We start from the raw sequence: 24,242 nt of genomic DNA on the forward strand, positions 1-24,242 counted from the left end.
GCTCATCGACCCGCCAGCCCGACGACGTGGCCGATCTCGGGCAGGAGCACGTCCTCGACGCCCAGCGCGATCGCGTCCGGGCTCCCGGGGAAGGCGTAGACGGCGGTCTCGCCGACGATCCCCGCGGTCGCGCGGGTCAACATTGCGGCGGTGCCGACCTGCTCGTGGCTCAGCCGCCGGAAGTACTCGCCGATACCGGGGATTTCGGGGTCCAACAGCGGCCGGACCGCCTCGATGGTCACGTCGTCGGGCGTCAGTCCCGTCCCGCCGGTGGTGACGATCACGTCGACCGTCGCTCCGCCGGCGCGCTCGCCCGCCAGCGTCTCGACGCGCTCGCGGATGGCCGCCGCGTCGTCCGCGACAACGTCGGTGACGGCGACGCGGTGGCCGGCATCCTCGATCGCCGCGCTCGCGACCGGCCCGCTCTCGTCCTCGTCGCTCGACCGAGAGGAAGAGATCGTCAGCACGGCGAACGCGAGGGTCTCGTCGGTGCCGTGGTGATGGTGGTGGCCGTGCTCGCCGTCGCCGTGATCGTGGCCGTGCTCGTCGCTCATGAGTCTCCCTTGACCTTCGCTTCCACGCGCACGTCCGAGATGCGCGTGTCCGGATACTGCCCGTCGGCGTCTTTCTCGGCGGACTTCACCATGTCCCAGACCGTCAGCAGGGCGCGGGTGACGCCGTTGAGCGCCTCCATCTCGACGCCGGTCTGGCCGGTCGAAGAGACTTCGACGGTGCTCTCGACGCCGTCCTCGCGGACCGCGAAGTCGACGGTGACGCCGTCGATCGCGAGCGGGTGACACATCGGGATGTCGTCCCAGGTGCGCTTGACGGCCTGGATCGCGGCGACGCGGGCCGTCGCCAGCACGTTGCCCTTCACGACCGCGCCGGTCTCGATCGACTCGGCCGTCGACGGTTCCAGGTCGATCCGTCCGCTCGCGACCGCCCGGCGGTCGACGACGGCCTTGTCGCCGACGTCGACCATCTGGGCCGCGTCGTCCTCGACGTGGCTGAACTCGTCCATACCGCCCGCAACGGCCGGGGCCTACAAACCGCTTTGTGCTTCTGTCGTTGGTCGTGTGGAAAAATCGAAGGTGGACTCGACCACTGGCTCATTCTCACGTCTGCGTGACAACGGTGTCCGTTTTCTTCCCGATAATCTTCACCGAAAACACGCGTTCTCGGGGAACGAGCTCGTAGACATCCCGACCGTCTTTTTCTCCCCTTTTGACCCTCCAGTGTTGGGTCTCGTCGTTGTATTCTATCTCGGAGCTATCGACATGTAGTTCCTGAACGCCGTCCGGAGTCTCGTATCTGATCGCAGGCATATCTTCACTTCGGATCGGACGGGTTTATCTCTGTGTCACGTCGGCTTGTCTGGGTGAACACGTCCCACAGAGGGAATCGGCGACCGTGTCGAGGGTTTTGGATGCTCGAACCCGTTTACAGTCACAAGTGCTACCGGTCGTTCCCGACGAGTGAGAGCCTGGGCAACGTATAGGTAGCTCGGGCAGCCAGTTCCGGTATGCACGTTCTGGGAGTCGCCGGCCCGTCGGACGCGGGGAAGACGACCCTCGTCGAGCGGGTCTGCGAGCGGTTGGCCGAGCGGGGCCGCGTCGCGACGATCAAGCACTGCACGCACGCGCCCGACGTGGACACCGAGGGCAAGGACACGGCGCGCCACCGGGCGGCCGGAGCGGCAGTGAGCTACGGTCTCGCCGACGACGCGTGGTTCGCGACGGGCGAGGATCGGGGCCTCGACGAGACGCTCGACGAACTCGCGCGGTCGTACGACTACGCCGTCGTCGAGGGGTACTCCGGGGCGCGGATTCCGACGGTGGCGCTTGGCGGGCGCGACCACGCCGGGCGACGGCTCGCGGCGGGCGAGACCGCGAGCGACGTCGACGCGGCGGCGCTGGTCGAGGCGCTCCACGACTGCGAGCCCTACGAGACGCTGGGCTCGCTCGTGGCACGGGTCAAAGCGTCGAGCGACAGCGACCGTGCCGGTGCGATCGCGACGTTTACCGGACGGGTCCGCGAGCGCGACGACCACGACGACACGCCGACGGAGTACCTGGAGTTCGAGAAGTACGAGGGCGTCGCCGAGGAGAAACTGGCGACCATCCGCGACGACCTCTGTGCGCGCGATGGCGTCTTCGAGGTCGCGCTGCACCACCGCACCGGCGTCGTCGAAGCCGGCGAAGACATCGTCTTCGTCGCCGTGCTTGCGGGCCATCGCCGCGAGGCGTTCCGAGCGGTGGAGGACGGGATAGACCGCCTCAAGGACGAGGTCCCGCTGTTCAAGAAGGAAGTGACCGTCGAAGACGCCGTCTGGGCGCACGAGCGGTAATACTACAGCAGATCGCTGGCCGTCGTGTCCTCTGCCACGTCGGTGTCGAGGTCGATGTCCTGAATCATCGCCACGAGGTCTTCGAGCTGGGGGAAGGTGTACACCGTCATGTCGATGTCCGCTCCCTCGGCGACGATGTGTGAGTCGACGACGAAGACGAGGTCGGAGTCGGGCCAGCCGCCCATCGAGTCGATGATCGTCGCCGTGTCGTCGACCAGCAGGCTCGGGGTCGTCATGTCGATGGTCGCGTCGAGGACGTTCGCCCACCCGTCGATGAAGCCGCTGGTCATGATGTTGCCGATCTCCTGGAGCGCCGACTCTTCCATCTCGGAGAACCCCTCGTCGGCCCCCTGGATACCGCCCATCATCTGTCCCGCCAGGCGCTTGCCGTGGTCGGGATCGAGGACGAACAGCACGTACCCGCCGGGAGCCTCGGTCAACTCGACGTAGATGCCGATTCGCTCGTCGTTTCCGAGGTGGGTCTTGACGTCGCCGATGTCGAGAAAGTTGATCTGAGAGGTCCGCACCGAGGCGTCGACACCGGTCAGTTGCGAGAGGTGATCGGCGACGGTGTCCGATCCCTCCTTGGCCATCTTGTTGAAGAGGTCGAGTTTCCGCACGTCGACTTGCAGGCTCATACGCTCGAATCGGGAGCCACTCGCTTAATCGCACCGCCGGGATTTCAGCGTCTGATACTCGGAGCCACCCGTCGTCGCGAGGACGGCACGCCGGTCGAACAGCGCGACGCCGGCGGCGTCGCGGACCGACGTTACTCCCCCTCGACGCGAAACTGTCCGTACTCCGTGACCGTGTTGAGCACGACAGACGTTTCGACGGCGGTGATGTCGTCGTCTGTCATCAGCTCCTTGATCCGTGCGTTCATCGCCGCGGTGTCCGTGAACTTCCCGATCGCGACCACGTCGTGGCTCCCGGTCACCTCGTAGACGCCGATCATCTGCTCGGCGTCGCCGAGTCGCTCCGGGACGCCGGGCAGTCCGTCTCCGTCGATCGTCAGCTGGAAGACGGCCGTCACGTCGTAGCCGAGCGACTCGTAGTCGATACGGGGCTCGTACCCCTCGATAACGCCGCGGGTTTCGAGCTGGTCGATCCGCTGGGAGACGGTCGGCTCCGCGATCCCGGTCGCCCCGGAGATGTCGCGGGGGCTGGCGCGGCCGTCCGCCAAGAGGGCGTTGACGATCCGGCGCTCGGTGTCGTCGACGTTCATCGAGCGATCAGACGGCGTCCGGTCCGCGTTCACCCGTCCGGACCTGGACTGCGTCCTCCACGTCGATCACGAAGATCTTCCCGTCGCCGGGCTCGCCGGTGTGTGCGCCTTCCTGGATCGCATCGACCACGTCGTCGGCCGGGATGTCGGCGACGACACACTCGATTTTGACTTTCTGGTGGAGATCGACGACGTACTCCTCGCCGCGCCACTGGCCTTTCTTGGCCGGCTGTGAACCGCGGCCGGAGACGTTCGTCACCGTCAGCGACGGCGCGCCCACTTCCGCCAGCGACTCCTTGACGTCGCCGAGCTTGTCCGGCCGCACCATCGCGACGACCATCTTGATCTCGTCAGTCATCGTTGGTCACCTCCGTGAAGTTCGCAGTACCACCGTCGGCGACGACGCCCTCGCCGCTGCCGAACTCGGGGTAGGTCTCGACGCCGTGCTCCGAGACGTCCAGGCCTTCCTGTTCGTGCTCGGGCGTGACGCGTGCCTGTCCGACCGCCTTGAGAGCGCCCCAGATGAGGCCGGTCGCGGCGACCGTCCAGACCGTGATGATCGCGACGCCGATCAGCTGCGTGACGAAGCCGTCGATCATGAAGCCGACGTTGGCACCGCCGGCCCAGGCGTCGACCGCGACGAAGGAGTACAGCAGGGTCCCGAGGACGCCCGCGCTCCCGTGGACCGGGAAGACTGCACATACGTCGTCGATCTGGAGGCGTTTCTCGACGAAGTTGAAGACGATCGGCAGCTGCGCGCCGGCGAGGCCACCGACGAGGAACGCACCCCACCAGGTCGTCGTGTTGGGAATCGCGGTGATGCCGACCAGGCCGGCGAGGAGACCGTTGGCGACGTACAGCGTGTCGACTTTGCTGGTCTTGACCCAGGAGATCAGACCGGCACCGATGGCCCCGCTGGCCATGGCGATCGTCGTCGTCATCGCGACACGCCCGACGTACGAGAAGTCGCCGAGCGCGATCGCGCCCTCTTCGATGCTGAAGACGGTCGCGGCGGTGCCGACGTTGAAGCCGTACCAGCCGAACGCGAGGATCAGCGTCCCCAGCACGGCGAAGGTCATCGAGTGGCCGGGGATGACGTTCGCGCTGCCGTCCTCGTTGTACCGGCCCATGCGCGGGCCGAGCACGTAGGCCGCCGTCAGACCGGCGATACCGCCCATCCCGTGGACGACCATGCCGCCGGCGAAGTCAGCGAAGCCCAGGCCGGCGAGCAGACCGCCGTCGTACCACGACATCCCGCTGACGACCGGGTAGATCACTGCGGCGATCAGGACCGTGTACGTGATGTACGCCCGGAGCTTCGCGCGACCGGCGACGGCCCCGGAGACGATCGTCGCCGCCGTCATCGCGAAGACGGCCCCGAACAGCCACGTCACCCAGCCCGACGAGCTACCGTTCATCTGCCAGGAGAGCCCAGCACCGCCGACCAGTCCCTCGACGGTCGCCCCGACGAGGAAAAACAGCGCGACGCCGACACTCCAGGTCAGGAGGTTCTTCGTCAGCTGGTTCGCGACGTTCTTGGAACGGACCTGGCCGGCCTCCAGCATCGCGAAGCCCGCGTGCATGAAGAAGATCAGGAACGTTACCACCAGTACCCACAGGAGGTTGACTCCCTCGACAATCGATTCTGGGTTCGACTGTAGTAGTTCGTACGTCATTGTTTTGGATCGTGTTTGAATTGCGTCTGAATGTCCATCTTTATCTCCACAGCGCCCGTCATCGTCAACTTGCTCACGGAAGTGGTCTTGCCGTAGCCCTACATAAGGATTTGCTTTACAATAACAGAGATAGGAGGGTGTTGCGTAGACGATCGTCCAGATTAAGGTATGATATTATCGATATAAGGTTGTATTCCGTCCAGAAAATCGCTGCCTGTCCGCCCGGATTTCGAACGTTCGTCAACCGGGCGAACGGCCGATTGCGGTGCTTCGGGGGTATTTCGCTCGCGCGCACCCACTGATACGGTTTATTGTAGTTGCGTACCGGTGATCGTCTACTCCGTGGCGACGATCACCGGTAAATCGCTACAATAATCCGTATGACAGCAGTGTCGCCGCGCCGGTCCCCAGTCGTGAGATGGGCGCGTCGGCGCTGCTCGCCCGGGCTCACGACCGGGATCGATCGGCCTCGCGGTCGAAGACCGACAGGATCGGCGTCGTCGCGGGGAGATGCGGGAGCAGGTACTCGTCGTCGGGCAGCTCGACGACGACCGTCTCGGTGCCGAGCAGCCGATCGAGGAGCGTCCGTTCGATCCGAACGGCCGTCTCGTCCCAGGGCTCGACGCGCCACAGCGAGACGCCGAACAGCCGGTCGTACGCGACGAGGGCGCGCTCGCCCTGCGCGGCGCGGTACTCGACTGCGCCGTATCGCAACAGGTGATCGACAGAGACGAGTGTCAGCGGAATCGCGACGCCGAGCGCGACCAGGAGGCCGACGACGAGCCAGGCGCTGCCGAAGGCAAACAGCGCCGCGACGGCCAGCAGAAAGACACCGAGAAACGCGGCCCCGGGGTGCTGTGGGAGACGCAACGCGCCACCGAAGACGCGACCTGCGAGTGTGGGTCGAACCCGGTCGGCCGCGGCGGCGGACACGCCCGCGACCGACTGGGGCTCGGGCGGGGCCTGGGACCACCCGTACGCCTCGTCGTACGAGACGAAGTAGACGGCGAGCCGGTCGCTGTACACGCCAAGGAAGTCAGAGGCGTACTTCAGACCGATAATCGCGATCAGCAGCGCCGGACCGACCGCGGTGGGATCGAGCGACCCCAGCGTCGTGTCGGGTCCGGCGCTGACGATGCCGACCATCGAGAGCGTGAACATACCGACGAAGAACACGGTGAAGATGCGAAAGACGACACCGCTGATGGCGGTCTGAGAGTTGTGGTTCCGGTACTCGCCGCGCAGGAAGTAGGTCCGTATCGTCGACACACCGGTGGTACAGAGGATCGCGAGCGTGGCCAGGGTCACGCTCGCGACCGTGTCGTCGTCGAGTGCCGACGTGCCCAGCGGGCCGACGAGGAAGGCACCGGCGAACAGCCAGACCCCCGCGACGACCAGTACCGCGATCGGGAGGGTCAGCAGCGTCACGACGTAGATCTGGAGGTCGGTCCACGGAACGTCGAGCGTCGGCCGGCGCTGTGCAACCGCCCCGATCAACAGCCCGTCGGTGTCGACCTCGGGCGGTCGGGCGGCAAACAGCGCACGCACGAACGCCCACACCGCGTCGACGCCCAGTTCGAACCAGTAGAGCACGAGGAGGGCGGCGACGTTCCACTCGAAGGCGACGACGCCGACGACCGGCACGGCGTTGGTGACGGTGATCTCTGCGAGTTCGAGCCGACGACTGTCCGTCGACGGAACGATCCGGCGGAGGGCGACCATCTACGCGTCGGTAGCGACGCTCGACAGATGAATGGCCCGGTAGTCCACCGTCCGATCTGGAGCCACGCCGTGTCACAATAGCGAGAGCTGGCGAGTGTGGCGACCACACCGCTGGGCAGCCTCAGAGGCGCTGGGCGATGTCCTCGGCGAAGTACGTCAGAATGAGGTCCGCGCCGGCCCGCTTGATCGAGAGCAGCGACTCACGGGCGACCGCGTCGAGGTCGAGCCACCCCTTCTCGCTGGCGGCGTGCAACATCGCGTACTCGCCGCTGACGTTGTAGGCGGCGACGGGGTGGTCGTACTCGCGGCGAATCGCGCTCACGATATCGAGGTAGGGCAGCGCGGGCTTGACCATCAGCACGTCCGCGCCCTGCTCTACGTCGAGGGCGACCTCCCGCATGGCCTCGCGGCCGTTCGCGGGGTCCATCTGGTAGTGTCGCCGGTCGCCGAAGGCGGGTGCGCCGTCGGCGGCGTCGCGGAAGGGACCGTAGAAGGCCGACTCGTACTTGGCCGCGTAGCTCATGATCGGCACGTCCGAGAAGCCGTCGTCGTCGAGCGCCTCGCGGATCGCCCCGACCATCCCGTCGGTCATGCTGGAGGGTGCGACCATGTCCGCCCCCGCGCGAGCGTGCGAGACCGCCGTCTTCGAGAGCAGTTCCAGGGTCGGGTCGTTGCGGACCGTCAGCGTCGGGTCGTCGGCCGCACCGTCCTCGACGATTCCGCAGTGGCCGTGACTGGTGTACTCACAGAGGCACACGTCCGTGATGACGTAGGCGTCGGTCTCGTCGGTGATCGACCGGACCGCGCGCTGGACGACGCCGTCGGTCGCCCAGGCTCGCGAGCCGCGTTCGTCCTTTGCCTCGGGGACGCCGAAGACGATCACCGCCTCGACGCCGGTCGCCAGCACCTCCTCGACGCGGTCGACGGCCGCCTCGACCGGGACGCGTTCGTGACCCGGCATCGTCTCGATGGGCACTCGCTCGTCGGTGGTGGCGTCGACGAAGATCGGCGCGATCAGGTCCGCTGGCGAGAGGGCCGTCTCGCTGACCAGCCCGCGGACGCCGTCGGTCCGGAGCCGGCGCGGTCGGCGTGTCGGTTGCATACGACAGTCTCGGTGGCTCGGCCCAATGAAGTCACCGCTCCCGGTGACCCAGCAGCGCCGGTCCGGCGAGCCCGTGGCGAACGTTTTCGGTCCCGTCGCCCGAACGGCGAGCTATGGCTGCTGGCACTGTGACCGTCGTGGGTAGCGCGCTCCTGATACTCGCCCTCGGCGTCCTGATCAGGTTCGGTCGCGTGACGACGCTGATCGCGGGCGTCGGCCCCGACGACAGCCCGGACCCGTCGGTGGTCGATCTCGTCGGCACGTACACGATCCTCGTCGGACTCGCTACGGGCGCGATGGCCGTCCTGACCTGGACCGGCGACGCGGGCGATCGGCTCTGGATCGCCTACACCGCAGCGATCGTCGCGAGTGCCGTGGTACTCGTCGGCTGGGTGAACCGCGCGCACCGCGGCATCGGCGGGTAACAGAAAGCATTTCCACCACAGGATCGTTGCCCCTGTCGAATGGCCTCTCTGGCGTTCCCCGCTCGCTCGCGGCTCCGGACGTGGGCCGAGGAGTACGGCCTGCTCGCGATCGCGCTCTCGTTCGTCGTGCTGGCGGGAGCCGGTGTGGCGCTGTTCGTCGTCGGCGACGAGCAGCTGGCCCGCGAGCTGATCCAGCGCTACGGGCTCGCGGCGCTGCTCGTGATCTTCGTCCTCGAAGGCGCGATGTTGCTGTATTTCGCCCCCAGCGAGGTGCTCGTCCCCGCCGCCATCGGCGCGCTGGCGACGACCGACGGCGGCTACGACTGGGGTGCGATCGTCGCCATCTTCGTGGTGGCCGTCGTCGGGGCGACGGCGGGCCAGACGACCCTGTTCGTGCTGGCCCAGCGGGGCGGCCGCGAGTGGCTCCTCCAGAAGCCGTGGTTCCGGGTCAGCGAGTCGAAGCTCGACCGCTTCGACGGCTGGTTCGATCGCTGGGGCCACGCCGCCGTCCCCGTCAGCAACGCGCTCCTGTTCACCCGCGGCATGCTGACGGTGCCGGCCGGCGTCGCCGAGATGCGCGTGCGGCGGTTCGCCGCGCTGTCGGCCGTCGGGACGCTGGTCTTCGAGACGTGGCTCGCGGTCTCGTTTTACTACCTCAACGAGGCCGGCCTCCTGTGGTTCCTGTGACAGACCGGTCGACGGCGAACTGGTCGGCTAACAAAGGTAAAGTGTCTCTGCGCTGGAGGTACAGGTATGAGCAACACGGGCCTCGACGACGTGGACAGAGCGATCCTGTACGCGCTGCAGGAAGACGCTCGCGACATGTCCTCGGGCGACATCGCGGAACGAACCGGCACCTCTGACAGCACGGTCCGCAAGCGCATCCAGCGCCTCGAAGGCGACGAGATCATCAAAGGGTACAGCGCCGAGGTGGACTACCAGGAGTCGGGCTATCCGCTCCGAATGTTGCTTTTCTGTACCGCGTCGATCCCGGAGCGGGGCGAGATCGTCCCGGAGATCCTGTCGATCGACGGCGTCGTCTCCGTCCAGGAGCTGGTCACCGGCGAGGAGAACCTCCTCGTGACGGTCGTCGGGGAGTCCGACAGCGACATCACGCCGGTCGCACAGGAGCTGCTCGACATGGGCGTGACGGTCGCCGACGAGGTGCTGGTTCGAAGCCACGAGACGACGCCCTTCGGGGAGTTCGACCCCGAAGACGTCTAACAGATCACGCGCTCGACGTCCAGCGCGGTCGCGCGCCGGACGACGCTCTCGACGGGGTGGCGTGAGCCGGCCAGATTGTCCGAGTCGCCGTCGAGGACGGTCAGGGCCGCCCGCTTGCCGGGCGCGACGACGCCACAGTCGAGGCCCGCGATCTCGGCACCGGCCGTCGTCGCCATCCGCAGTACCTCGCGGGCGCTCACGTCGAACTGCCTGACCGTGTACGCCATCTCTCGGAACATCGACGGCGGGTTCAACATGACGTTGTCCGTGCCGAGCGCGACGGTCGTGTGATCGAGCAGGTCTCGAATCGGCGGCCGGCCGACGCCGAGGACGGTGTTGGCGCGCGGGCACACCGCCACCGGGACGGACTGCTCGGCGACGCGTTCGAGGTGCTCCCCTGCGGCGTGAACCATGTGGACGAGCAGGTCCGGCTCCAGATCGAGCGCGGGGTGGATGTCCGTCTGGTCCGGTTCTCCGGCGTGGATGGCGAAGGGGACGCCCCGGTCGGCCGCCGCGTCGCGCTGTGGCCCGAAGTCGTCGTCGTTGGCACCGCTGGCTCCGAAGCCGTCGGCCACGTCGAGGACCGACGCGTCTCCGCTCCCGAAGACGAACGGATCGATCGACAGCGGCTCGGCGGCCTCCCGGAGCGTCCGCGCGCCCTCTCTCCCGAACTCCCGGAAGTCCAGCGTCGAGACGGTCCCGGTCCGCTGCATGAACCGAAGCGTCCGGCGCATCGCGGTCACGAGCTCGGCCCGGTCGGCGTCGGCCAGTCGACGGTGCTTCAGGCTGTCGGGCGGTGCGACCGCCGCGTCGAGCGAGAGCCCGACGGCGGCGTCTTTCGCGACCGCGTCACCGAGGTGGGTGTGTGCGTTGACGAACGCCGGCAGGATGATGTCCGTCGACGCCGTGTCGGTCTCCTCGACCGCCTCGATCCGGCCGTCTTCGACGACGACACGGCCCGTAACGGGTTCGAACGACTCACCGACGAGAACGGTTCCCTCTAACGCAGGCATACCCGTGGTGGTGTACAGGGAACGATATGGTTTTCTATATGCGATATTCGAACGATCCGGTAGCGTTATGGGCCAAGGTGGGCAAGCCGACAGCAGCGCGGCGGGGAACGCGAGAAGGGCCTCCGCGACGGTGACGACGTGTGCGAAACGCGTCGGTCCCGTGCTCGAAGCGCTCGAAGACCATCACGTTCTATAATCTACTTCTTCCAGAACGATCTGGTAGTATAGATAGATTTAATAGACAGTCTGTTCGTACATCCGGGTGAAGATGACCGATCGCTGTGATCGCGTGTGCCACGCGGGGTCACGGTGATCGGACGGAGACCGACCAAACGATGACCGGACAAACGCAGGCGACGACCGTAGGACAGCTACCGACGCCAGACGGCGAGGACTCGCGCGTCGCGGCGACACTGACACGAGTCGTGTGGTTCCTCTGTGTCGTGAGTGTCGGCGTGTTGGCGCTTCGGCTCCGGGGCAGCGGACCATGGGGGATCGACGGTCTCGTCGCGGTCGACGGCCTGACCGCCGTGATGTGGGTGACCGTCACCTTCGTCAGTGGGATCGTCCACAGCTACTCGCGACGCTACATGGCCGGCACCCGGACGATCGATCGCTTCTTCGGACGCGTGTTCGCGTTCACGCTGATCGTGATGGTCCTGGTTGCCGCCGACGCCCTCGCGCTGTTCGTGGCCGCGTGGCTCGGGATGGGGCTGGTGATGGCCGACCTGATCGGCCACGTCGAGGGGTGGCCACAGGCACGGGCCGCCGCCGCGCTCTCGCGCCGGTACTTCCTGGCCAGCACCGGCGCGCTCGCGGTCGCGCTCGGAACGCTGTGGTGGCACACCGGCGCGACGACGGTCTCCGGCGTCGCGCCGGCGCTGGGCGAAGCCTCCGGGACGGTCGTGCTGTTTGCCGCCACCGCGCTCGTGCTGGCGGCGATGATCCAGTCCGCGCTCGTCCCGTTCCACACCTGGCTCGTCTCTTCGATGACGGCACCGACGCCCGCCTCCGCGCTGATGCACGCCGGTTTCGTCAACGCCGGTGGCGTCCTGCTGGTTCGCTTCGCGCCGGTGGTCACCGTCGACAGCGCGTTCATGCTGGCCGTCGCCGTCGTCGGTGCGACCAGCGCGCTGTCGGGAAAGCTCCTGAAGACCGTCCGCACGGACGTGAAGGGGAAGCTCGGCTGTTCGACGGTCGGCCAGATGGGGTTCATGATCATGCAGGCCGGCCTGGGCTTTTTCGGGGCGGCCGTCACGCACCTCGTCTTGCACGGATTCTACAAGGGCTACCAGTTCCTGAGCTCGGGGAGTCAGGTGGCCCACGAGAGCCCGCAGTCGCCGACGGCCACCGATTCGGCGGGACCAGTCGGCGCGGTCGTGATCGCCGCCACCGCGCTGGCCGGTGGCGTCCTGTTCGCCGTCCTCACCGGGAAAGGGACGAAGCTGGACAGCGGGCTGGTGCTCGCGCTGCTGGTCGTGCTGACGGTGCTTCACGCCGCGCGCGATCTCGTCACGCGGTCGGCGCTGCCCGCGTCGGTTCGGTACGGAGCCGTCCCACTGGTGGCGTTGCCGGCGATCGGGATCTACGGCGTCGTCTACGGGACGATCGAGGGACTGCTGGGCGGACTGCCGGGAGTCGGAGCGACCGCGGAGCTGACGGTGGCCCACGGCCTCATCGCCGCCGCGTTCGTCGCCACGTACCTCGCGATCGAGCGCGGTGCCTACAAGCACAGCCAGCGCCTCTACGTGGTGCTTTTGAACGCCACACAGCCACCGTCCGAGACGCAACTGACCGCTACGGAGGAGTACAATGAGTACTGACGACGCGATCCACGAGAGTATCGAGACGGCAGCACAGACGGTCGGCTCCCGCTGGCCGTTGCACTCGTTCGTGACGGCCAACCCCCTCTCGGGCTTCGAGGACCAGCCCTTCCACGAGGCCGTCGCGGCCACAGCAGACACGCTGGGGAGCGACGGTTACCCAGACGCCGACGTGTTCCGCCGTGCCTGGGAAGACGGTCGGATCGACCCCGACGTCCTCCGGACCACGCTGCGCGAACACGGGTACGAGAGCGATCCCGAGACGACGCTCGATCGCATGGCGAACACGGAGCGGGCCGAGGCGACCGAGACGGCGACCGCCAGCGAGCGGGTGGACGCGGTGCTGACCAAGTGGCTGTCGGCGTTCCTCGATCAGGGACAGGCCAAGTGGCCGATGCCGGAACGCGAGGACGGCTTCTACGACGCGTTCCGCGCCGTCGCTCGCCACGACGGCGAGATCCCCGACGCCGAAGCGATCGCCGAGCTTCCGGACTGCCCGCTCGACGCCATCCGAGAGCAGCTCGTGAACGATCCCGTCGGAGAGTGGCCGGACATCTTCGAGTTCCACCTGGCCGCGTTGCCGGGCTGGACCGGCCTGCTCAAGCAGCGGGCCGACGACGGGGACGCCTGGCAGTCCGCGTACCCGATCACGCTGGCCGGCTATCTGGCGGTCAGGCTGACGCTGGTCGACCTGTTCGACGCCCCGCGCACGCCCGCGGAGGCAGACGGGGACGACGCCACGGTGGACGGGGCCGTCCCGCTCCCCGAGGTCTGGCTGACCGCCTGGGAGGCGACCTACCGCTCGGAGCTCGTCGCGGAGCTTACCGACGCAAGCGAGTCGGTCGCTGAGACCGACGAGGGGGACAGACCGGACGCACAGCTCGTCTTCTGTATCGACACCCGCTCGGAGATCATCCGCCGCCACGTCGAGGCCGCTGGCGACTACGAGACCCACGGCTACGCCGGGTTCTTCGGCGTCCCGATGCGCTACGAGGGACACGACTCGGAGGTGGCCGTCGACGCCTGCCCGCCGATCCTCGACCCACAGCACCGCATCGCGGATCGTCCCACGGACCGCGAGGTGTCACGCCACGCCGAACACGACCGCTGGGCGGCCATCCGCGAGGCGGGCGAGAGCGTGATCGGGCGGCTCCGCTCCAACGCGGCGACGGCGTTCAGCTACGTCGAGACCACCGGCGCGGGGTACGGGGCCGCACTCGCGGCCCGGACGCTGGTCCCCGGACGCGTCCACGACCTGCTCGACGCCGTCGACGATCGCACGCCCGACGACCACGCGGTCTGGGAGCCGGCCGTCGATCACGATCCGGACCACGCCCACGAACTCCCGGCGGGGCTGACGGTCGAGGAGAAAGTCGAGTACGCCGCGACGGCGTTCGAACTCATGGGCTGGGAGCAGTTCGCCCGCCTGGTCGTGTTCACCGGCCACGCGAGCCAGACGGCGAACAATCCCTTCGACGCCAGCCTCGACTGCGGTGCCTGTGCCGGCAACCCCGGCGGCCCCAGCGCCCGCGTCCTCGCCGCTGTCTGCAACGACGACGCCGTCAGAGAACGCCTGCGTGACCGCGGCATCGACGTGCCCGAAGACACCTACTTCCTGGCCGGCGAGCACAACACGACCACCGACGAGATCGAGCTGTACGCGGACGCCGTCCCCGAGACACACGCCGACGATCTCGACGCGCTCCGCGCCGATCTCGAAACTGCGCGTGCCGGTGCGGCCGCCGAGCGCGCCGACGACATGGGCGCGGACGGCGACGCGGGCCGTGATACGCACCGCCGCGCGGCCGACTGGGCAGAGACGCGCCCGGAGTGGGGGCTGGCGGGCAACGCCGGCTTCGTCGTCGGCCCGCGCGAACTCACCGACGGGCTCGATCTGGACGCCCGCGCGTTCCTCCACTCCTACGACTGGACGACCGACGACGAGGGCGACGCGCTCGAAGCCATTCTGACCGGGCCGATGGTCGTCACCCAGTGGATCAACGCCCAGTACTACTTCTCGACGGTCGACAACGCCGTCTTCGGCAGCGGCTCGAAGGTGACTCACAACCCCGTCGGCAACGTCGGCGTCTACCAGGGCAACGGCGGCGACCTGCTGACCGGCCTCCCGCTGCAATCGCTGATGGCTGCCGACGACGAACCGTACCACCAGCCGCTTCGCCTCTCGACGGTCGTCCACGCGCCCGTCGAGCGCGTCACCGACGTGCTCGCCGACAACCCCGAGGTCGCCGAACTGCTGGACAACGACTGGCTCCACCTCACCGTCGTCGACCCCGAGCAGGAGCACTGCGCGTTCCACTACGCCGAGGACCTGGAGTGGACGCCGATCTCGGAGGAGACGACACCAGCACAGGCGACCGCTGGGACGCCCTCGCCGGCCGACGACTGATCCGGTCGACTACTCGGGGCTGTCGACGCGTTGTGCGACCCACTCGGCCGCCGCGGCCACCTCCTGGGCGTCGGTCCCCGACACCTTCACCCGACCGTCCGCGTCCCCGTGTGCGGGGTAGCTGCCGACCGCCACGTCGAACCGCTCGCGAACGCCCGCGAGCACGTCCTTGAGCGCGCCCTCGGGCGTGACCGTCGGCACGGACTCGGCGACCGCGTCGCCACCGAACTCGTCGGCGACGCTGTCGAACATCGCCTGCAACTCCTCCGGGAAGCCGGGGAAGACGTAGACGTTCTCGACCACGCAGCCGGGGTTGAAGCTGGCCGCCGTCTGGAGCGGGCGGGCGTCCGCCGGCAGCGCCGCGGTCTCCTCGAAGTCCAGGTCGAAGTCGTGTTCCTCGTAGCGCTCGGGGTTCTCCTCGCGGTACTCGCGGGCCTTCTCCTCGACGCGCTCGCGGACGGCGGGCTGGACGGTCATCTCGCGGTCGAAGGCGTCGGCGACCGCTTCGAGGGTCACGTCGTCGGGCGTGTCGCCCAGGCCGCCCGTGACGATCACGGCGTCGAAGGCGTCGGCCCACTCCCGGACGTGGCGGGCGATCAGCGCCCGGTCGTCGGGGATCGTGAGCATCCGCGCGATCGTGACCCCGCGCTCGGTCAGCCGGCGGGCCAGCCACCCGGCGTTCGTGTTCTCCGTGTCCCCCGAGAGAATCTCGTCGCCGACGGTGATGAGTGCGACCTGCATCGGGCCGTCGTTAGATCCTCGGGGAGGTAAGTGTTGGCGACGGTTAGGCCGCGCTCTCGGCGGCGATCGCTTCGGCCAGCAGTTCGGTGACGCCGACGATCTCGATGTCGTCCTCGTAGTCGCCGGTCTTGCGGCCGTCCTCGTACATCGTCATGCACATCGGGCAGGCGACGACGAAGCGATCCACGGTCGCGCCCGCTTCGGTGTCCTCCAGGGCCTCGCGCAGGCGCTCTTCGCTGGGTTTTGCCTCCTCTTCGAGGTCCATCCAGAGGCCGCCCCCGCCCCCGCCACAGCAGAAGGAGTCGTCGCGGTTGCGGGGCATCTCCACGCGGTCGACGCCCGTCGCGTCGATCAGCGCCCGCGGGGCCTCGAACTCGCCGTTGTACCGCCCGAGGTGGCAGGGGTCGTGGTAGGTGACGGTGTCTGTGAGCGTCGCCGGCACGGCCAGTCGCCCGGTCTCGACGAGGTCGGCGACGACCTGCGTGTAGTGGGCCACGTCGTCTCCCTCCCACTCGCAGGCCTCGAACTCGGGGTACTCGTGTTTGAACGTGTTGAACGAGTGGGGGTCCGTACAGACGATCCGGCCGAACTCGCAGTCCTGGATAGCGGCCGCGTTGTCCTCGACGAGCATCTCGTAGAGCCCCTCCTCGCCGACGCGGCGCACGTCGTTGCCGTCGGTCTGCTCGTCCTCGTAGAGGATGCCGTAGGAGGCGTCGCTGGCTTCGAACACGCGGGCCAGCGCCTTGGCGATCTCCTGGTTGCGGTCGTCGTAGCTGGGGTAGTCGCCGACGTACCAGCAGTAGTCGACGGGCTCCTCGCGGGCGTCGGGCACGTCGAAATCCAGTTCCTCGGTCCAGTCGGGCCGCTTGCGTTCGGGTTCGCCGAAGGTGTTGCCCTGCTGGAAGACGTTCATCATGGCGTCCTGGACGTGTTCGTCCATCTGGCCCGACTCCGTCAGCCGGCGGTTCATCTCGGTGAAGTGAGTGAGGTGTTCGATCTCGACCGGACAGGCGTCCATGCAGGCCATACAGGCCATGCAGGACTCCATCGTCGCGCTGTCGACGACTGATGTACCCCCATCCGCGACGATGTCGACGGCCTCGCCCCCGGCGTCCCGTTCTTCGCGGTACTGCTTCAGGTCGAGGATCACGTCGCGCGGATCGAGCGGGCGGCCCGACTCCTTGGCCGGACACGCCGACGAGCAGCGGCCACACTTCGTGCAGGCGTCCTGATCGAGCAGCTGTTTCCAGGAGAAGTCGTCGATCTCGCTTGGGCCGATCTCCTCCGGGCTGGCGTCTTCGGGGACGCCGGGGAGGCGCTTGCCGGCCTTCTCGTCGCGAGTGACGACGTTGGCAAAGGACGACAGCATGTGGAAGGGCTTGGCGTAGGGCACCCAGGCGACGAAGGCCAGCGCCAGCAGCGAGTGGCTCCACCAGATCACGGGGTAGGCGGCGGCCGCCATCTCGGGGGAAACACCTGCAGCGGCGAGCCACTCCTTGCCCGCCCAGCCGACGAAACTCCACGTCTCGAAGCTCACGTTTCGGACCGCGCTCGTCCCGAGGATGCGGACGGCCTCGGTGACGTACCCGCCGACGCCGAGCAGGAAGAGCGCGCCGAGGAAGTAGTCGTCCTCGCGGGCGGTGTGGCGGCCGTGGAGCCGGTCCGTCCGGCGGACGTACCGCCGCCACATCGCGACGCCGACCCCGACGACGAACAACAGCCCCATCGCGTCCATCACGAAGGAATAGGAGAGGTAGAACTCGCCGACGAAGAAGGACTCGCCGGTCAGGGGCCGGTAGAGGTCCATGTCGATGCCCAGAATCGTCGTCCCGATCAGCAGCGTCAGGAACCCCCAGAAGACGAAGGTGTGCATCACGCCCGCGACGAGGTCGCGGTCGAACTGCTTGGCGTTGGTCAGCGCGAGGCGCGCGCCCGAGAGGATCCGCGAGGGAAGCGCGTCCAGGCGCGGGAACGGCTCGTCACTCCCGCGAGTGTAGCGTGTGAGACGCTCGTACACGCCGAAGGCGAACACGAGCAACGCCAGCGCCGCGAGGTAGTAGAACACCGCCTTGCCGACCGGTCCGATCTGCCAGAAGGTCGGTCTGGTGGTGGTCTGGAGTGGAACTGTCATGTGCTACCACGAACCGGAAGCCGCTTAAATTTTGCTCCGAACCCGCGCCGTCTTGCGAGAACGAGCCAGCCGTTTTGAGTTGTCTGCCTCGTCGGCGATCGCAGTCTTGCCACGTCGTCGACAGGTATAAACGGTAGAAGGCACAGAGATACGGTCCGATGGACGAGAAAACAGAGGAGCTCCGAGACATCTTCGTCGACGTAGCGGGCGAGGACACCGTCACCGAGCGCCAGGAGGACGGCCACGGCTCGCTACTCTCCGACGAAGGGGGTGTCGAGGAGCGCCTGCTGACAGTGATCGACCGTCTGTGCGAGCGCTTCGAGGTGGACACATCGCTGTCGGACGAGGCACTCGTCACGGTCGTCCGTCGCTACTACGAGGGCGACGACGACGCGGCCATCGCCGACGCCGTCGACGCCGACACCGACGTGGTCACCCGTGCCCGGATCGACCTCCACCTGCTCCGAGACGAGGACACCGACGCACCGTTCGACCTGGCACGACTGCGCGAGGCCGACACCGCCGAGACCGTCCGCGAGGAGTTCGATCTCACGGAGGCCGAACTGGCACGCTACCGGCGCGTCGTCACCGCCCAGACCCGCGCCCGGCAAGTCAGCGGTCGCTTCCAGAGCGAGTACGAAGACGTGCTCCACGACGCCGGGATCGGGACGGTGTTGACCGACGGCGTCCGTGACGACGGACTCGGGGAAGCGACCGAAGACATCGGCTCGCTGGAGGAAGACGCCGACGTGGACTTTTAACTACCCGAGATCGGCGACACTTCGACGTGCCCGTCGGCCCGAACCGTCACGTCGTGGCCCGCGTACGCGAACGTGAGCACGCCGAGCGTCTGGCGACCGCTGAACAGCGCGTCCAGCGCGTCCGGGTCGACGACTTCGTACAGCGGCGGGAGTTCCACCACCGGCTGTCCGGTGTGTGAACTGACCGCTCGGACGATCGCGGTACTTGGCTCCCACTCGTCGTCGATTTCGACACCGTTCCTACGTTCGGTCGCTGCCATGTTTCGCAGATATTCACGCCAATTAATAAAAGTTCGTCAGACAGTTCAATGGATTGTACGGACGGGTCGGTGCCCGGACATTGTCTTCGAATTATCATTCAGGCAGACGATCGGCAGTATCAGTCCCCAGCCGCCGACTGCCCGCCCCCCGGCTGCCCCGAGGACAGCGGCGTCCGTTCCACGACGGTCCCGTCGTACGTCGGGTGCTGCTCGACGATCTCACCCTTCTCGACGTCGCCGTCCTCGACCATCTCTTCGAGGAGCCACCAGGCGAGTTCGACGTGCTCCGATTTCACGGCGTAGAACTCCTCGGGCACGCCCAGTTCCTGCAGGCGGTCCTCGCCGACCCAGGTCTTGCCGTAGACGAGCGTGCCGTCGTCGGTGACCTCGTCGAACTCGCGGCCGATGTTGCGGGCCATGCGCTTCATCCGGGAGCGGTGCTGGGCGGCGTCCTTGAAGACGGAAGTACAGAAGTAGACCTTCTCGTGGTCGCCCATCGTCTCCAGGATCTCGTGGCTCCCCTCGACGGCGCTCATGTGGCCTTCCTTGCGCTCGAAGCCCTCCGCTTGCATCCGGCGGAAGTTCCCGTCGGACATCTCGAACTCGTTGATGTTACAGAAGTCGGCGGCCCCTTCGTCGAGAAAGTCGAGGAACTCCTCTTCGGCGCGGATGCCGGGAATCTCGAAGGCCGGTGTGAGACCTTCCTCGCGGGCGATGTAGAGGATCTCCTCCCACTCGGTGCCGTGGAGGTCGCCCCACTGTTCGAGGGGCGGGTGGAAACGGATCTCGTCGAGGCCCGCCTCGCTGAGGCGGCGCATGTTCTCGCGCCCGCCCGTGATCCCGGTGTAGAGGTGCGTGTGGTGGTCCTCGCCGAATTCGTCTTTCAGCAGTTCGAGGTAGTGACACGTTCGGTCCAGCGCCTCCTGGGGCTCGCCGCCCGTGATGGAGGTCCCCAGCGCGTCCATCAGTTTCGCCTCGGCGATCACGTCCTCGTCGGACTCGACGGGGCGCTCGTTCGCGTACACCTGATCGACGTTCTTGCGGTTCTCGCCCAGCGGACAGTAGAAGCAATCGCGCTGGTCACAGTAGCCGTAGACGAACATGACCATCTTCCCGCCCTCGGCACACTGTTCACAGCCCTTGGAGATCATTCAGTGCTCGGTCTTGTTCGTCCAGCGGCAAAAAGCGTCCGAAACGCGATCGCAGCGCGTCGGTCTCGTGCCCACTCGTAAGTACCGGCCGTCCGTACGGAGCGTATGGCCACCCGCTCGCGGCGTGGGCTCGCGATCGTCTTCGCCGTCGTCTTTCTGGACCTGCTGGGGTTCGGGATCATCATCCCGATCCTGCCCTACTACACGCGCACGTTCCCCGGCGGTACGGAGTTCGTCATCGGACTGCTGGCGGCCTCGTACTCGCTCATGCAGTTCGTCTTCGCTCCACTGCTGGGCTCGCTCTCGGACCGGATCGGCCGTCGCCCCGTCATCGTGGTGTCGCTCGGCGGCTCGGTGATCGCCTGGACCGTCTTCGGGCTGGCCGACGCGCTGTGGCTGTTGTTCCTCTCACGCATGCTCGCAGGTGCGATGGGTGGGAACCTCTCGACGGCACAGGCCTACGTCGCCGACGTGACCCCGCGAGAGGAGCGAGCGAAGTCACTGGGCCTGCTCGGGGCCGCGTTCGGACTGGGATTTATCTTCGGTCCCGGAATCGGTGCAGTGTTGAGTTTCGACGGCGTCGTCGCCGCCGTCGACGGCCTCGTCCCGGTCGTGGCCATCACCCGCTTCTCGCTGCCGAGTTTCGCCGCCGCCGCGGCGAGTCTCTGCGGCGTCGTCGTCACGCTACTGTTCCTGCCGGAGTCGCTGCCGGCCCCCGCCCGCGGCGACGAGACCACGCGGCGGCCGTCCCAGATCGCGCAGTTGGTGACGGCCGTCCGGACGACCGGGTTGCGAGAGCTGCTCGCCGCGTTCTTCCTCGTCTCCTTCGCGTTCTCGGGCGTCCAGATCATGTTCATTCCGTTCGTCGCCGACGTGTACGGCTACACGGCGAGTCAGAGCGCGCTCTTGCTCACCTATATCGGCGTGCTGTCGGTCGTCGTCCAGGGCGTGTTGATCGGGCGACTGACGGCGCGATACGCCACAGTGTCGCTGACGGTCGGTGGGACCGCGGTGCTCGCAGTGGGCGTCGGGCTCTTGCCGTTCACGAACTGGCTGGGAGCGAGCGTCTTCGATCTGACCGGCGTCGCACCGTTTCTCACCGGCGAGTTGCTGGCACTGCTGGCGGTGCTGACGCTGCTGCCGCTCGGCAACGGCGTGTTGTCGGTGACGCTGACGACGATCGTCTCCCAGCGAGCCTCCGCCGCGACCCAGGGGAGCGCGTTCGGCCTGACACAGGGTGCCGGCAGCCTCGCGCGGACGGTCGGGCCGATCGTGATGGGCGGGCTCTACACCGTGGTGGGTTACTGGTCGCCGTTCGTCGTCGGCGCGGTGTTGCTCGTCCCCGTCGGAGTGTTGGTCCTCCGTCTCGGGAACGCTCCGGAGCCGCCCGAGCCGCGGCCTGTCGATCCGGGCCACGTTCGATGAAGTGTGTACCCGTATTCGGGGAGATGTTCCCACCTTTCGCATATACGTCTCTTCTCTACACCAGACACACATATTATTCAGATATATGGACGTATACTCAACTTTCAGCAGCTAATTAGTCATCCCTGTCGTTACTTGCTCCCGGTTCTGATTCAAGAACGCCAGTATACAATCATAGAGGTAGCTTACTGGTCGGAAAAGCCAGTAGACGTAGCCAGGTTCGAAAATGCGGTCGTCAAAGCTACCGGCCGTTCCCGCCACAGCGGGCATCGCGGGGGACGGCCGAATGTCCCTCGCTACTCGCTGCGAGCGACGAGTTCGATCTCGACGCCGATGTCGATGGGGAGGCGGGACACTTCCATGGCCGCGCGGGCCGGGTACGGCTCGGACATGTACTCGGCGTACACTTCGTTGACCGCGTCGTAGTTGTCCATGTTGGTGACGTAGACGTTCGTCTTCAGCACGTCGTCTAGCGACGCGTCGGCAGCCTCCAGGATCGTCTCCAGATTTTCGAGGGTCTGTGCGGTCTGCTCTTTGATGTCTTCGGAGACGATCTCGCCGCTCTCGGGATCGACCGGCCCCTGGCCGGAGACGTAGATGCGGTCGCCGTCCTGCATCGCCTGTGAGAACGGTCCGATCGCGCTCGGTGCGTCGTCCGTATGGATTTCTCGCATACCAGAAGTCAGTCACAACGCGACATTGAATCTATCGATCTGGTCTGGTCGGGGGCTCGTCCGCGTGATAGATCTCGTTCTGGAAGGACATCGGCAGGCCACTCGTGAGCCCGCCGTCGACGACGATGTTCTCGCCCGTGATGAAGCCGGATCGCTCCGAGGCCAGGAAGAGCGCGGTGTCGGCGACCTCGTCGGGACGGCCGAACCGACCCAGCGGGTACTGATCGAGCCAGCGATCTCGGGCACTGGTCTCGTCGGCCCGCTCGTCGGTGTTTTCCATCTCCTTCTCGCGGCTCTCGGTCTCGATCGTGCCCGCCGAGAGGACGTTCGACCGGACGCCGTACTGGCCGTAGTGGCTCGCGATGTTGCGCGAGAGCGCCAACAGTCCGCTCTTGGCCTCGGAGTAGCCCGAGAGCCCGATGCCGAACAGCCCGTTGACCGAGCCGACGTGGACCATCGAGCCGCCGCCGGCCGTGGTCATCGCCGGCAGGGCCTCCCGAGCCAGCAGGTAGGGTCCCTTCAGGTTGAGTTCGAGCATCCACTCGAAGGTCTCCTCGTCACACTGGTGGAGCAGCTCCGCCGACTCGGCGGCTCCCCCGGCGTTGTTGACGAGCACGCGCAGATCGCCGAACTCCTCGATCGCGACGTCGACGAGATCCCGCACTGCGTCGGGGTCGGTAACGTCACACTCGACGGGGACGACCCGACCGTCGTGTTCCGCCGTGAGCCGTTCGGCGACCGGAGCCACGTCCTCGTAGGATCGCGAGCAGATCGCGACGTCGCCGCCGGCCTCGGCGAAGGTCTCGGCGATCTGCCGCCCGATGCCTCGTGACGCACCGGTCACTATCGCTGGTCGGTCCGCGAGGGACAACTCGATCATATCGATCTGACACACGGTCGCGGGTCCCAAGAAGGTTCCCCCGGGCGGCGAGAACAGAGCGACGACCTGTCGACGACGACAGCTATCGGACGCGGTACTCCTCGACGGTGTCGAGGTCCACGTCGATTCCGAGGCCGGGTTCGTCCGGCACGGTCATCCGGCCCTCCTCGACCGTGAAGGGGTCCGCGATGACGTCGTCTTCCCAGCCGTAGTAGGTCGTGTCCGGCGGGAGGGAAAATCCGGGGATCCCGTGGACCGCGTGCAAGATTGCGGCCGTCCGGATCCCGAGATCGAACGCGCAGTGGTGGGTGAAGGGAACGCCGGCGTCCTCGACGATGGCCGCCTGCTGTCGCAGTCCCGCGATGCCGCCCGCTGGCGTCAGATCGAGGACCGCCACGTCCATCGCACCGGCCTCGACGAGCGAGCGGAGGTTGTTGGGGATGTACGTGTCCTCGTTGGGAGCGATCGGCTGGCGGAGACGCTGGCGCAGTGTCGCCAGCGAGTCGTGGGCGTTGACGCGGATGGGCTGTTCCATGTACTGCAGGAAGATGCCGGACTCTTCGAGGGCGGCCCCGACGCGAACCGCCTGATCGAGCGACCACCCCTGATTGGGGTCCAGCCGGAACTCCAGTTGCCCGTCGACCTCGTCGTGCATCGCCTGGATGCGGGCCACGTCCTGTTGCCAGTCACGGCCGGCCTTGGTCTTGAGGACGGAGAAGCCGGCGTCGAGGGCTTCCTGGGCCTTCACGCGGGACTCTTCCGGAGAGAGGATACCCAGACAGAAGGCGAACTCGACCGCGCGGTCGTCGGCGGCGTCGGCACCGCCAGCGGCGGCGTTCATCGCGGTCGTCTGGTACGGTGCGGTCGCCCCGCCGAGCAGTTCGAAGACCGGCTTGTCGAGCGCCTTGCCGGCGATGTCCCAGCAGGCAGTCTCGACGGCGGCGAAGAACAGTTCGATGTTGGTGTACTCGATGAACACCTGTCGGCGGAGCCGTTCGACCTCGAAGGGCGACTGGCCTTCGATCAGCGGGCCGATTCCGTCTTCGATGATCGACTCCGTGGCCGCCGGTGAGAGGAAGGTCCGCATCTCGCCCCAGCCGGCGATGCCCTCGTCGGTGTCCACGCGGACGAGGACACGTTCCATCGATTCGACGCGTCCGTGGTTCGTCACGTACGGGCCGATGCCCAGACGTTCGTCGAGGTCCACCAGCGGTACGTCGACAGTCGTCGCTGTCACGTCGGTGATCTCCATGCT

At 67.1% G+C, this 24,242-nt stretch carries 25 protein-coding genes; 8 read left to right on the forward strand and 17 right to left on the reverse strand.

Translation table 11 applies throughout. The annotated features are described in order from the left end of the window. Positions 1–2: 2 nt before the first annotated feature. From HMUK_RS04355 to HMUK_RS04365, 3 genes are all read right to left on the reverse strand, one after another. Positions 3–554 carry a MogA/MoaB family molybdenum cofactor biosynthesis protein gene (locus HMUK_RS04355; RefSeq protein ID WP_015761892.1) on the reverse strand — a complete coding sequence of 184 codons (552 nt, stop codon included), beginning with the start codon at positions 552–554 and terminating at the stop codon, positions 3–5. Continuing rightward, complete coding sequence (gene moaC, locus HMUK_RS04360; protein WP_015761893.1) at positions 551–1,021, reverse strand: cyclic pyranopterin monophosphate synthase MoaC; 471 nt, start codon at positions 1,019–1,021, stop codon at positions 551–553. Before moaC ends, HMUK_RS04355 begins: the two co-directional genes overlap by 4 nt. A 94-nt stretch (positions 1,022–1,115) precedes the next feature. After that, on the reverse strand, positions 1,116–1,325 hold the full coding sequence (locus HMUK_RS04365; protein ID WP_015761894.1) for a hypothetical protein: 210 nt from the start codon (positions 1,323–1,325) through the stop codon (positions 1,116–1,118). Between the two features lie 197 nt (positions 1,326–1,522). Between HMUK_RS04365 and HMUK_RS04370 the strand changes: the two genes are divergently transcribed. Beyond that, the gene (locus HMUK_RS04370) at positions 1,523–2,347 is read left to right on the forward strand and encodes a molybdopterin synthase (protein ID WP_015761895.1); all 825 of its coding nucleotides are present in this window, start codon (positions 1,523–1,525) and stop codon (positions 2,345–2,347) included. A 2-nt stretch (positions 2,348–2,349) separates the two neighbouring features. Here the strand turns inward: HMUK_RS04370 and HMUK_RS04375 are convergent, their stop codons facing one another. From HMUK_RS04375 to hemB, 6 genes are all read right to left on the reverse strand, one after another. Further along, positions 2,350–2,985 (reverse strand): chemotaxis protein CheC, encoded by a 636-nt coding sequence (locus HMUK_RS04375; RefSeq protein WP_015761896.1) that lies wholly within the window; start codon positions 2,983–2,985, stop codon positions 2,350–2,352. A 131-nt stretch (positions 2,986–3,116) separates the two neighbouring features. Continuing rightward, positions 3,117–3,572 carry an Lrp/AsnC family transcriptional regulator gene (locus HMUK_RS04380; protein ID WP_015761897.1) on the reverse strand — a complete coding sequence of 152 codons (456 nt, stop codon included), beginning with the start codon at positions 3,570–3,572 and terminating at the stop codon, positions 3,117–3,119. Between the two features lie 7 nt (positions 3,573–3,579). Next, a complete protein-coding gene (locus HMUK_RS04385) occupies positions 3,580–3,930 on the reverse strand; it encodes a P-II family nitrogen regulator (protein ID WP_015761898.1) in 351 nt (116 codons plus the stop codon). Next, the gene (locus HMUK_RS04390; RefSeq protein ID WP_015761899.1) at positions 3,923–5,248 is read right to left on the reverse strand and encodes an ammonium transporter; all 1,326 of its coding nucleotides are present in this window, start codon (positions 5,246–5,248) and stop codon (positions 3,923–3,925) included. The genes HMUK_RS04385 and HMUK_RS04390 overlap by 8 nt, the downstream gene beginning before the upstream one ends. 447 nt (positions 5,249–5,695) lie before the next feature. Then, on the reverse strand, positions 5,696–6,970 hold the full coding sequence (locus HMUK_RS04395; RefSeq protein WP_015761900.1) for a DUF6498-containing protein: 1,275 nt from the start codon (positions 6,968–6,970) through the stop codon (positions 5,696–5,698). A 121-nt stretch (positions 6,971–7,091) separates the two neighbouring features. Continuing rightward, on the reverse strand, positions 7,092–8,072 hold the full coding sequence (gene hemB, locus HMUK_RS04400) for a porphobilinogen synthase (RefSeq protein ID WP_015761901.1): 981 nt from the start codon (positions 8,070–8,072) through the stop codon (positions 7,092–7,094). Between the two features lie 113 nt (positions 8,073–8,185). On the opposite strand from hemB, the gene HMUK_RS04405 reads away from it, so the two are divergent. The 3 genes from HMUK_RS04405 to HMUK_RS04415 all read left to right on the forward strand — a co-directional run bounded on the left by HMUK_RS04405 (position 8,186) and on the right by HMUK_RS04415 (position 9,721). Next, positions 8,186–8,497, forward strand: a complete 312-nt coding sequence (locus HMUK_RS04405; RefSeq protein ID WP_015761902.1) for a hypothetical protein — start codon at positions 8,186–8,188, stop codon at positions 8,495–8,497. Between the two features lie 39 nt (positions 8,498–8,536). Then, entirely contained in the window at positions 8,537–9,184 is a 648-nt protein-coding gene (locus HMUK_RS04410; RefSeq protein WP_015761903.1) for a DedA family protein, read from the forward strand. A 66-nt stretch (positions 9,185–9,250) separates the two neighbouring features. Further along, positions 9,251–9,721: an Lrp/AsnC family transcriptional regulator gene (locus HMUK_RS04415; RefSeq protein ID WP_015761904.1), complete on the forward strand. Its 471-nt coding sequence runs from the start codon at positions 9,251–9,253 to the stop codon at positions 9,719–9,721. Here the strand turns inward: HMUK_RS04415 and HMUK_RS04420 are convergent. Next, entirely contained in the window at positions 9,718–10,734 is a 1,017-nt protein-coding gene (locus tag HMUK_RS04420; protein WP_015761905.1) for an amidohydrolase family protein, read from the reverse strand. The genes HMUK_RS04415 and HMUK_RS04420 overlap by 4 nt on opposite strands. 335 nt (positions 10,735–11,069) lie before the next feature. Here HMUK_RS04420 and HMUK_RS04425 point away from each other — a divergent pair, with 335 nt between their 5' ends. Both HMUK_RS04425 and HMUK_RS04430 read left to right on the forward strand, forming a co-directional pair. After that, complete coding sequence (locus HMUK_RS04425; RefSeq protein WP_015761906.1) at positions 11,070–12,557, forward strand: proton-conducting transporter transmembrane domain-containing protein; 1,488 nt, start codon at positions 11,070–11,072, stop codon at positions 12,555–12,557. Further along, positions 12,547–14,964 (forward strand): DUF2309 domain-containing protein, encoded by a 2,418-nt coding sequence (locus HMUK_RS04430; RefSeq protein ID WP_015761907.1) that lies wholly within the window; start codon positions 12,547–12,549, stop codon positions 14,962–14,964. Before HMUK_RS04425 ends, HMUK_RS04430 begins: the two co-directional genes overlap by 11 nt. Before the next feature lie 9 nt (positions 14,965–14,973). On the opposite strand, the gene HMUK_RS04435 is transcribed toward HMUK_RS04430, so the two are convergent. After that, the gene (locus HMUK_RS04435; protein WP_015761908.1) at positions 14,974–15,705 is read right to left on the reverse strand and encodes a competence/damage-inducible protein A; all 732 of its coding nucleotides are present in this window, start codon (positions 15,703–15,705) and stop codon (positions 14,974–14,976) included. Between the two features lie 43 nt (positions 15,706–15,748). Next, positions 15,749–17,836: a (Fe-S)-binding protein gene (locus tag HMUK_RS04440; protein WP_015761909.1), complete on the reverse strand. Its 2,088-nt coding sequence runs from the start codon at positions 17,834–17,836 to the stop codon at positions 15,749–15,751. A gap of 158 nt (positions 17,837–17,994) precedes the next feature. Here HMUK_RS04440 and HMUK_RS04445 point away from each other — a divergent pair, with 158 nt between their 5' ends. Beyond that, the gene (locus HMUK_RS04445) at positions 17,995–18,597 is read left to right on the forward strand and encodes a hypothetical protein (protein WP_015761910.1); all 603 of its coding nucleotides are present in this window, start codon (positions 17,995–17,997) and stop codon (positions 18,595–18,597) included. Here HMUK_RS04445 and HMUK_RS04450 read toward each other — a convergent pair. Then, the gene (locus tag HMUK_RS04450) at positions 18,594–18,857 is read right to left on the reverse strand and encodes a HalOD1 output domain-containing protein (protein ID WP_015761911.1); all 264 of its coding nucleotides are present in this window, start codon (positions 18,855–18,857) and stop codon (positions 18,594–18,596) included. The two genes, HMUK_RS04445 and HMUK_RS04450, sit on opposite strands and share 4 nt — an antisense overlap. A 119-nt stretch (positions 18,858–18,976) precedes the next feature. After that, positions 18,977–20,008: a radical SAM protein gene (locus HMUK_RS04455; protein WP_015761912.1), complete on the reverse strand. Its 1,032-nt coding sequence runs from the start codon at positions 20,006–20,008 to the stop codon at positions 18,977–18,979. A 105-nt stretch (positions 20,009–20,113) separates the two neighbouring features. Between HMUK_RS04455 and HMUK_RS04460 the strand changes: the two genes are divergently transcribed. After that, positions 20,114–21,433, forward strand: a complete 1,320-nt coding sequence (locus tag HMUK_RS04460; RefSeq protein WP_015761913.1) for an MFS transporter — start codon at positions 20,114–20,116, stop codon at positions 21,431–21,433. Positions 21,434–21,729: 296 nt separating this feature from the next. On the opposite strand, the gene HMUK_RS04465 is transcribed toward HMUK_RS04460, so the two are convergent. From HMUK_RS04465 to HMUK_RS04475, 3 genes are all read right to left on the reverse strand, one after another. Beyond that, positions 21,730–22,107 (reverse strand): Rid family detoxifying hydrolase, encoded by a 378-nt coding sequence (locus tag HMUK_RS04465; RefSeq protein ID WP_015761915.1) that lies wholly within the window; start codon positions 22,105–22,107, stop codon positions 21,730–21,732. Between the two features lie 31 nt (positions 22,108–22,138). Next, positions 22,139–22,987: an SDR family NAD(P)-dependent oxidoreductase gene (locus tag HMUK_RS04470; RefSeq protein WP_015761916.1), complete on the reverse strand. Its 849-nt coding sequence runs from the start codon at positions 22,985–22,987 to the stop codon at positions 22,139–22,141. 82 nt (positions 22,988–23,069) lie between these two features. Further along, positions 23,070–24,239, reverse strand: a complete 1,170-nt coding sequence (locus HMUK_RS04475; protein WP_015761917.1) for a mandelate racemase/muconate lactonizing enzyme family protein — start codon at positions 24,237–24,239, stop codon at positions 23,070–23,072. Positions 24,240–24,242: the final 3 nt, after the last annotated feature.

This window comes from Halomicrobium mukohataei DSM 12286 (assembly GCF_000023965.1).
Classification (GTDB): domain Archaea; phylum Halobacteriota; class Halobacteria; order Halobacteriales; family Haloarculaceae; genus Halomicrobium; species Halomicrobium mukohataei.

What these genes read in the sequence shown, in the direction of transcription:
- HMUK_RS04355 (WP_015761892.1), bottom strand. Translation starts at nt 554, where the DNA reads ATGAGCGACGAGCACGGCCACGATCACGGCGACGGCGAGCACGGCCAC.
- moaC (WP_015761893.1), bottom strand. Translation starts at nt 1,021, where the DNA reads ATGGACGAGTTCAGCCACGTCGAGGACGACGCGGCCCAGATGGTCGAC.
- HMUK_RS04365 (WP_015761894.1), bottom strand. Translation starts at nt 1,325, where the DNA reads ATGCCTGCGATCAGATACGAGACTCCGGACGGCGTTCAGGAACTACAT.
- HMUK_RS04370 (WP_015761895.1), top strand. Translation starts at nt 1,523, where the DNA reads ATGCACGTTCTGGGAGTCGCCGGCCCGTCGGACGCGGGGAAGACGACC.
- HMUK_RS04375 (WP_015761896.1), bottom strand. Translation starts at nt 2,985, where the DNA reads ATGAGCCTGCAAGTCGACGTGCGGAAACTCGACCTCTTCAACAAGATG.
- HMUK_RS04380 (WP_015761897.1), bottom strand. Translation starts at nt 3,572, where the DNA reads ATGAACGTCGACGACACCGAGCGCCGGATCGTCAACGCCCTCTTGGCG.
- HMUK_RS04385 (WP_015761898.1), bottom strand. Translation starts at nt 3,930, where the DNA reads ATGACTGACGAGATCAAGATGGTCGTCGCGATGGTGCGGCCGGACAAG.
- HMUK_RS04390 (WP_015761899.1), bottom strand. Translation starts at nt 5,248, where the DNA reads ATGACGTACGAACTACTACAGTCGAACCCAGAATCGATTGTCGAGGGA.
- HMUK_RS04395 (WP_015761900.1), bottom strand. Translation starts at nt 6,970, where the DNA reads ATGGTCGCCCTCCGCCGGATCGTTCCGTCGACGGACAGTCGTCGGCTC.
- hemB (WP_015761901.1), bottom strand. Translation starts at nt 8,072, where the DNA reads ATGCAACCGACACGCCGACCGCGCCGGCTCCGGACCGACGGCGTCCGC.
- HMUK_RS04405 (WP_015761902.1), top strand. Translation starts at nt 8,186, where the DNA reads ATGGCTGCTGGCACTGTGACCGTCGTGGGTAGCGCGCTCCTGATACTC.
- HMUK_RS04410 (WP_015761903.1), top strand. Translation starts at nt 8,537, where the DNA reads ATGGCCTCTCTGGCGTTCCCCGCTCGCTCGCGGCTCCGGACGTGGGCC.
- HMUK_RS04415 (WP_015761904.1), top strand. Translation starts at nt 9,251, where the DNA reads ATGAGCAACACGGGCCTCGACGACGTGGACAGAGCGATCCTGTACGCG.
- HMUK_RS04420 (WP_015761905.1), bottom strand. Translation starts at nt 10,734, where the DNA reads ATGCCTGCGTTAGAGGGAACCGTTCTCGTCGGTGAGTCGTTCGAACCC.
- HMUK_RS04425 (WP_015761906.1), top strand. Translation starts at nt 11,070, where the DNA reads ATGACCGGACAAACGCAGGCGACGACCGTAGGACAGCTACCGACGCCA.
- HMUK_RS04430 (WP_015761907.1), top strand. Translation starts at nt 12,547, where the DNA reads ATGAGTACTGACGACGCGATCCACGAGAGTATCGAGACGGCAGCACAG.
- HMUK_RS04435 (WP_015761908.1), bottom strand. Translation starts at nt 15,705, where the DNA reads ATGCAGGTCGCACTCATCACCGTCGGCGACGAGATTCTCTCGGGGGAC.
- HMUK_RS04440 (WP_015761909.1), bottom strand. Translation starts at nt 17,836, where the DNA reads ATGACAGTTCCACTCCAGACCACCACCAGACCGACCTTCTGGCAGATC.
- HMUK_RS04445 (WP_015761910.1), top strand. Translation starts at nt 17,995, where the DNA reads ATGGACGAGAAAACAGAGGAGCTCCGAGACATCTTCGTCGACGTAGCG.
- HMUK_RS04450 (WP_015761911.1), bottom strand. Translation starts at nt 18,857, where the DNA reads ATGGCAGCGACCGAACGTAGGAACGGTGTCGAAATCGACGACGAGTGG.
- HMUK_RS04455 (WP_015761912.1), bottom strand. Translation starts at nt 20,008, where the DNA reads ATGATCTCCAAGGGCTGTGAACAGTGTGCCGAGGGCGGGAAGATGGTC.
- HMUK_RS04460 (WP_015761913.1), top strand. Translation starts at nt 20,114, where the DNA reads ATGGCCACCCGCTCGCGGCGTGGGCTCGCGATCGTCTTCGCCGTCGTC.
- HMUK_RS04465 (WP_015761915.1), bottom strand. Translation starts at nt 22,107, where the DNA reads ATGCGAGAAATCCATACGGACGACGCACCGAGCGCGATCGGACCGTTC.
- HMUK_RS04470 (WP_015761916.1), bottom strand. Translation starts at nt 22,987, where the DNA reads ATGATCGAGTTGTCCCTCGCGGACCGACCAGCGATAGTGACCGGTGCG.
- HMUK_RS04475 (WP_015761917.1), bottom strand. Translation starts at nt 24,239, where the DNA reads ATGGAGATCACCGACGTGACAGCGACGACTGTCGACGTACCGCTGGTG.